The organism is Streptomyces aurantiacus JA 4570, from assembly GCF_000414115.1.
Taxonomy (GTDB): domain Bacteria; phylum Actinomycetota; class Actinomycetes; order Streptomycetales; family Streptomycetaceae; genus Streptomyces; species Streptomyces aurantiacus_A.
The window spans coordinates 1-7,316 of the sequence record NZ_AOPZ01000145.1; the positions used below are offsets into that span (position 1 = coordinate 1).

The window sequence follows — 7,316 nt, forward strand, 5'->3', positions numbered from 1 at the left end:
GCCCACCGCGCTCGCCCGCGGCATCGACCTCGACGAGATCGTGATGGGCCTGTGCCGGGCCACGGTGCCGACGTTCTCGGACGCGATCCTCGTCTATCTGCGCGACCCGCTGCCGGTCGGCGACGAGCGCCCCGCGGGGCCGCTGCTGCTTCGCCTGCGCCGCACCGACCGCATCCCCGAGGACCAGGACACCGACGGCGGCACGCTGCCCGCCCTCCAGGTGCAGTCCGACCTGTCGTCGGCGGCCGAGATGTGCGAGGTGCGCGTCGGCAGCGCGCTCGCCGAGGTGCTGCGCGGCGTGCGCCCCGTCTTCGCGGACGCCGCGGCGGCGCTCGGCGCGCTGCCGGAGCTGCTCGGCGAGGGGCGCACGGTGCCCGGCGGGCAGCGGGCGATCCTGGCGCCGCTGCGCGGCCGCCGCCGGGTGATCGGCGCGGCGGTCTTCCTGCGCCGCCCCGACCGGCACGCCTTCGAGGCCGACGACCTCCTTGTGGCCGCCCAGCTCGCCACGCACAGCGCGCTCGGCATCGACAAGGCCGTCCTGTACGGCCGCGAGGCGTACATCGCGGACGAGCTGCAGCGCACGATGCTGCCCGAGACCCTGCCGCGCGCCACCGGCGTGCGCCTGGCCTCGCGCTACCTCCCGGCCGCCGAGACCGCCCGCGTCGGCGGCGACTGGTACGACGCGATCCCGCTGCCCGGCAGCCGGGTCGCGCTCGTCGTCGGTGACGTCATGGGGCACTCGATGACGTCCGCCGCGATCATGGGGCAGCTCCGCACCACCGCGCAGACCCTCGCCGGGCTCGACCTGCCGCCCCAGGAGGTCCTGCACCACCTCGACGAGCAGGCCCAGCGCCTCGGCTCGGACCGCATGGCCACCTGCCTGTACGCGGTGTACGACCCCGTGTCGCACCGCATCACCATCGCCAACGCGGGCCACCCGCCGCCGGTCCTGCTGCACCTGGGCGGCCGGGCGGAGGTCCTGCGCGTACCGCCGGGCGCGCCCATCGGCGTCGGCGGCGTCGACTTCGAGGCCGTCGAGCTGGACGCCCCGGCGGGCGCCACGCTGCTCCTCTACACGGACGGCCTGGTGGAGTCCCGCCTTCGCGACGTCTGGACCGGGATAGAGCAGCTGCGCGAGCGGCTCGCCGCCACCGCCCAGCTCACCGGGCCGGACCATCCGCCGCCCCTTGAGGCCCTGTGCGACGAGGTCCTCGACATGCTCGGCCCCGGCGACCGCGACGACGACATCGCGCTGCTCGCCGCCCGCTTCGACGGGATCGCGCCGAGCGACGTGGCGTACTGGTTCCTGGAGCCGGAGGACGCCACCCCGGCGCGGGCCCGCAGGCTCGCCCGCAGCGCCCTGGAGCGCTGGGGCCTGACCGACCTGAACGACGCGGTCGAGCTGCTCGTCAGCGAGGTCGTCACCAACGCCGTGCGGTACGCGACGCGGCCCATCACGCTGCGTCTGCTGCGTACGGACGTGCTGCGCTGCGAGGTCGGTGACGACGTGCCGCAGCTGCCGCGGCTGCGCCAGGCGCGCGCCACGGACGAGGGCGGACGCGGGCTCTACCTGGTCAACAGGCTGGCGCGGCGGTGGGGTGCCACCCGCCTGAGCACCGGGAAGGTGGTCTGGTTCGAGCTGAATCAGAACGGCTGACGATACTTGTCCGGATCCGGGCTGAAATTGGACCCCGTCCAAATGTTGCCGACACTTCGTCGGCGGAGTTGACTGGCGTGGTGAACGAAGCGACCTGACACAACCCTCATGCATGACGGGAGGACGCTCGTGACCGACGCATCCCGACAGGTGCCGCAGACCACGAACAACGCCGGCGTACCGGTGGAGAGCGATGAGCACTCGCTGACCGTCGGCTCCAACGGCCCCGTTCTTCTCCAGGATCACTATCTGATCGAGAAGATGGCCCAGTTCAACCGCGAACGGGTCCCCGAGCGGGTCGTGCACGCCAAGGGCAGTGGCGCGTACGGCATCTTCGAAGTCACCAACGACGTCAGCCAGTTCACCAAGGCCGATCTGTTCCAGCCCGGCAGGCGCACCGAGATGCTCGCCCGCTTCTCCACCGTCGCCGGTGAGCAGGGCTCGCCCGACACCTGGCGCGACCCGCGCGGGTTCGCGCTGAAGTTCTACACGGAACACGGCAACTACGACATGGTGGGCAACAACACCCCCATCTTCTTCGTCCGTGACCCGATCAAGTTCCAGGACTTCATCCGCTCCCAGAAGCGCACCCTGGACAGCGCGGTGCGCGACCACGACATGCAGTGGGACTTCTGGACGCTGTCCCCGGAGTCCGCGCACATGGTGACGTGGCTGATGGGCGACCGCGGCATCCCGAAGACGTACCGCAACATGAACGGGTACTCGTCCCACACCTATATGTGGATCAACGCCGGCGGCGAGAAGTTCTGGGTGAAGTACCACTTCAAGACCGACCAGGGCATCGACTTCCTGACCCAGGACGAGGCGGACGAGCTGGCCGGGTCGGACGGCGACCTGCACCGCAGGGACCTGTTCGAGTCGATCAAGCGCGGCGACCACCCGAGCTGGACGCTCAAGGTCCAGGTCATGCCGTTCGACGACGCCCCGGACTACCGCTTCAACCCGTTCGACCTGACGAAGGTGTGGCCGCACGGCGACTACCCGCTCATCGACGTCGGCCGGATGACGCTCAACAAGAACCCCGAGGATTTCTTCGTCCACATCGAGCAGGCCGCGTTCGAGCCCTCCAACATGGTGCCCGGCATCGGCCCGTCCCCGGACAAGATGCTGCTCGGTCGGCTGTTCTCGTACCCCGACACCCACCGCTACCGGATCGGCCCCAACTACGCCCAGCTGCCGCCGAACCGCGCGCACTCGGCCGTCAACTCGTACGCGAAGGACGGCCCGATGCGGTACGAACCGGCCAACATCGCCCGCCCGTACGCGCCCAACTCGTACGGCGGCCCGTCCGCCCCCGTCCAGGAGTCCGTCGACCCGGCGGGCTGGCAGACGGCCGGCGAGATGGTGCGCGAGGCGTACAAGCCGCACCGCGAGGACGACGACTTCGGCCAGGCCGGCACGCAGGTGCGGCAGGTGCTCGACGACGCGGCGCGCGAGCGCCTGGTGTCGAACATCAGCGGCCACCTGCTCGACGGCGTCTCCCGTCCGGTCCTGGACCGCGCGCTGCAGTACTGGCGCAACGTCGACAAGGCACTGGGCGACAAGGTCGCGGCCCGGGTCAACGGCGCCGGGAAGTAGGCCCCTACGTACGGAAGGCGCCCCGGAACCTCTCGGTTCCGGGGCGCCTTCCGTGCCGTCAGTCCGACCTGTCCCGGTCCGACCGATCCGCCCGGTCGTCGTCATCCGGAGGATCCGGGATCCCCCACGTCGGCGGGGGCGTCGTCGGCGGGGTCGTCGTCGGGTCCGTCGGCGGCGGCGTGGTCGGCGGCTTCGTCGTCGGGGTGGTCGGCGGCTTCGTCGTCGGGGGCTTGGTCGTGGGCGGCTTGGTCGACGGCTCATCGTCGTCGTCCGGCGTGGTGGGCGGGGCCGTCGGGGTCTGGGGCGCCTGCGTCGTCGGCTCGGGCGGCGGGGCGACGCCGACGCCCATGTCCGTGTCGAGGTTGAACTTCGTGCGCGAGCCCATCGAGTTGAACGTGTACGCCGCCCAGATCTCCGCCGGGAAGCTGCCGCCGGCGACGCGCTTCATGCCGCCCGCGCCCTTCATGGACACCTGCGCGCCGCGCTTGAGCTTCCCCTCGTCCTCGGGCAGCTCGCCGAACAGGCCGACGGACGTGACCAGCTTCGGCGTATAGCCCACGAACCAGGCCGACTTGTTGTCGTCGGACGTACCGGTCTTGCCCGCGACCTGCTGGCCCTTGCGGTTGGACGCGTCGCGCACCGACCGCTTGGCCGTGCCGTCGTCGACCACGCCGGTCAGCACGGAGGTGACCGAGTCCGCGGCGCCCCGGCTGATGACCCGCTCGCCGATCGCGTCCGGCAGGTCGATGGAGCGGTCCTTGTGCTCGACGGACTTCACCAGCTGCGGCGTGACCTTCTTGCCGTGGTTGTCGAGCGTCGCGTACACGCCCGCCATCTCCAGCGGGCTCGCGCCCATCGAGCCGAGGGTCTGCGCGGGCACGGCGGGCAGCTTCTCGGTGTCCATGCCCAGCTTGCCCGCGGTCTCCAGGACCTTGTCCATCTTCACGTCCACGCCCATCTGCGCGAAGACGGAGTTGATGGACTTGTTCATGGCGGTCTGGACGGTGACCGGGCCGTAGGAGACGTTGTCCTCGTTGGGCGGCGCGAAGCCGACGTCGCTGCCCACGACCGGGCGCTTGCTGCGGCCGCTGTAGATCGTGTTCGCGGTGATCGGCTTGCCGCTCTGCGTCGTGGCGCCCTCCTCCAGGGCGGCGGCGAGGATCAGCGGCTTGAAGGTGGAGGCGGGCTGGTAGTCGGTGCGGGTCGCGTTGTTCGTGTAGTGCTCGGTGTAGCCGCGGCCGCCGTACATGGCGACGATTCCGCCGCTCTTCGGGTCGACGGACACCGCGCCGGCCTGCACCCGCGCGTCCGCCTTCCGCTTGCCCGGCTTCAGCCGGTCGTTGAGCTTCTTGTCGACCGACTTCTCCAGCTCGCGCTGCTTCTTGCGGTCGATGTTCAGTGTGACCGTGTAACCGCCGGCCCTGACCTGCGCCTCCGCCTCGGACTTGGTGTAGCCCTGCTTGACCAGGCGCTGCTGGAGCACCGCGTTGGCGGCCTCCACCAGATAGCCGGTCTGGCCCTTCATCTCGGGCCGCGGCTTCGGCGTGTGCGGCACCGGGAACTTCAGGCCGTCGCGCTCGTCGGCGGGCAGCCAGCCCTCCTCGACCATGTTGTTCAGGACGTAGTTCCAGCGCTCCTTGACCAGCTTCTTGCCGGTGGGCGTGGCGTTCGTCCAGTCGTAGGAGCTCGGGGCCTGGAGGAGGGAGGCCAGGTAGGCCCCCTGGGCGACGTTCAGCTTCTCGGCGTCCACGCCGTAGTACGCCTGCGCGGCGGCCTGGATGCCGTAGGCGTCGCGGCCGTAGTAGCTGGTGTTGATGTAGCCCGCGAGGATGTCGTCCTTGCTCTTCTCGCGGTCCACCTTCAGCGAGATGACCAGTTCCTTCAGCTTGCGCGAGACGGTCTGGTCCTGCGTCAGGTAGTAGTTCTTCACGTACTGCTGGGTGATCGTGGAGCCGCCCTGCTTGCCCTTGCCCGCAAGGGTGTTGAGGACACCGCGGGCGGTGCCCTTCAGGTCCACGCCCGAGTCCTTGTAGAAGGACTTGTTCTCCGCGGCGACGAAGGTGCGCTGGACCTTCTTCGGCACCTTGTCGAGGTCGACGATCTCGCGGTTCATCTTGCCCTGGCGGGCCAGCAGCGTGCCGTCGCTGTACTTGTAGACGTTGCTCTGCAGCCTCGCCGCGGCGTTTCCCTTGGGGATGTCCACGACCAGATACAGCACCACGAAGCCGAGCATGCCGAGCAGGATGAAGCCGAAGAAATAGCCGAGCAGCTTCTTCCAGGTGAAGAAGCGGCGGATGCCGGTGCGCTTGGGCTTGGCGGTGCGGCCGCGACGGGACGCGCGGCCGCCGGAACCCTCACCGGCGGGGCCTATGCCGACCGGTTCGCCGCCCGCCGCGCCCTCCGCGGAAGCGGACCCCTCGGCGGAAGGGCCCCCGACCGACGGACTGCCGGTGGCCGGGGCGCCGCCGGACGGGCGGCCGCGCGCTGCCCGGCGCGCACCGCGCTGCCGCGCTTTTCGCTCTTCCGCTCGGCCCATGACTGTGACTGCTCCGCTCGTCTCGTCGTCTTCGTACGTCTCGCCACCCGTGGCAACTCAGGTCAGCTCACGAAGCTAACACCGCGCCCGGGGACAAACTCCCCACGATCCGGCCTTTTCCGGACGTGACAATCAGCACCCATCACTGGGGAACCAGTGCTGTCCCACCCAAATCGACTCACCAGAGCCACGGACGGTTGCCCGCGCCCCGAACACACGACTCAGGGACCTCCCGCGACCGACCTACACACTGCGCGTATACATAGGGCGTATACGTGGTGTGTATAGTGCTCCGCATGTCCATCGGTCACACCCTTCTCGGGCTCCTGGAGTCCGGGCCACGCCACGGCTACGACCTCAAGCGCGCCTTCGACGAGAAGTTCGGGCACGACAAGCCGCTGCACTACGGCCAGGTCTACTCGACCATGTCCCGGCTCCTGAAGAACGGCCTCGTCGAGGTCGACGGGATAGAGGCGGGCGGCGGTCCCGAGCGCAAGCGGTACGCCATCACCGAGGCGGGCATCACCGATGTCCAGCGGTGGCTGGCGACCCCGGAGAAGCCGGAGCCGTACCTCCAGTCGACGCTCTACACCAAGGTCGTCCTCGCGCTGCTCACCCACCGCGACGCCGCCGACATCCTCGACACCCAGCGCGCCGAACATCTGCGCCTGATGCGGATCCTCACCGACCGCAAGCGGAAGGGCGATCTCGCCGATCAGCTCATCTGCGACCACGCCCTGTTCCATCTCGAGGCCGACCTGCGCTGGCTGGAGCTCACCTCCGCGCGTCTGGGCAAGCTCGCCAAGGAGGTGCTCCCCGGATGACTCCCGCGGGTTCCCTGCTGACCGCCGACGGACTGCGCAAGACGTACGGCCCCACCACCGCGCTCGACGGCGCCGAGTTCTCCATACACCCGGGCGAGATCGTCGCCGTGATGGGCCCCTCCGGCTCCGGCAAGTCCACGCTCCTGCACTGCCTCGCCGGCATCGTGCGCCCCGACGCGGGCGAGATCACGTACAACGGGCAGCAGCTGACGGGCATGAGCGACACCGCGCTGAGCGCGCTGCGCCGCAGCGAGTTCGGGTTCGTGTTCCAGTTCGGCCAGCTGGTCCCGGAGCTGACGTGCCTGGAGAACGTCGCGCTGCCGCTGCGCCTCAACGGCACCAAGCGCCGGGACGCCGAGCGGACCGCCCTGACCTGGATGGAGCGCCTGGAGGTCGACGACGTACGCGACAAGCGTCCCGGCCAGGCCTCGGGCGGCCAGGGCCAGCGCGTCGCGGTGGCCCGCGCCCTGGTCACCAACCCGCGCGTGCTGTTCGCGGACGAGCCCACCGGAGCCCTCGACTCCCTCAACGGCGAGCGGGTGATGGAGCTGTTGACCGACGCCGCCCGCTCCACCAACGCCGCCGTCGTCCTCGTCACCCACGAGACCCGGGTCGCCGCCTACTCCGACCGCGAGATCGTCGTACGCGACGGCAAGTCACGGGACATGGAGCGGCTGGTATGAGCACGACCCGTACGAAG

At 70.0% G+C, this 7,316-nt stretch carries 5 protein-coding genes; 4 read left to right on the forward strand and 1 reads right to left on the reverse strand.

What is annotated here, in order from left to right; genetic code table 11:
• The coding region (locus STRAU_RS16040) for an ATP-binding SpoIIE family protein phosphatase (protein ID WP_037659799.1) at nucleotides 1–1,657 on the forward strand (1,657 nt) is incomplete at its 5' end.
• 108 nt (nucleotides 1,658–1,765) lie between these two features.
• On the forward strand, nucleotides 1,766–3,256 hold the full coding sequence (locus tag STRAU_RS16045) for a catalase (RefSeq protein ID WP_397892071.1): 1,491 nt from the start codon (nucleotides 1,766–1,768) through the stop codon (nucleotides 3,254–3,256).
• Between the two features lie 58 nt (nucleotides 3,257–3,314).
• Here STRAU_RS16045 and STRAU_RS16050 read toward each other — a convergent pair whose 3' ends face one another.
• On the reverse strand, nucleotides 3,315–5,792 hold the full coding sequence (locus tag STRAU_RS16050; RefSeq protein ID WP_016641383.1) for a transglycosylase domain-containing protein: 2,478 nt from the start codon (nucleotides 5,790–5,792) through the stop codon (nucleotides 3,315–3,317).
• A gap of 296 nt (nucleotides 5,793–6,088) precedes the next feature.
• Between STRAU_RS16050 and STRAU_RS16055 the strand changes: the two genes are divergently transcribed.
• Nucleotides 6,089–6,616, forward strand: a complete 528-nt coding sequence (locus STRAU_RS16055) for a PadR family transcriptional regulator (RefSeq protein WP_016641384.1) — start codon at nucleotides 6,089–6,091, stop codon at nucleotides 6,614–6,616.
• Nucleotides 6,613–7,299: an ABC transporter ATP-binding protein gene (locus STRAU_RS16060; RefSeq protein WP_016641385.1), complete on the forward strand. Its 687-nt coding sequence runs from the start codon at nucleotides 6,613–6,615 to the stop codon at nucleotides 7,297–7,299. Before STRAU_RS16055 ends, STRAU_RS16060 begins: the two co-directional genes overlap by 4 nt.
• The last annotated feature ends 17 nt before the right edge of the window (nucleotides 7,300–7,316 follow it).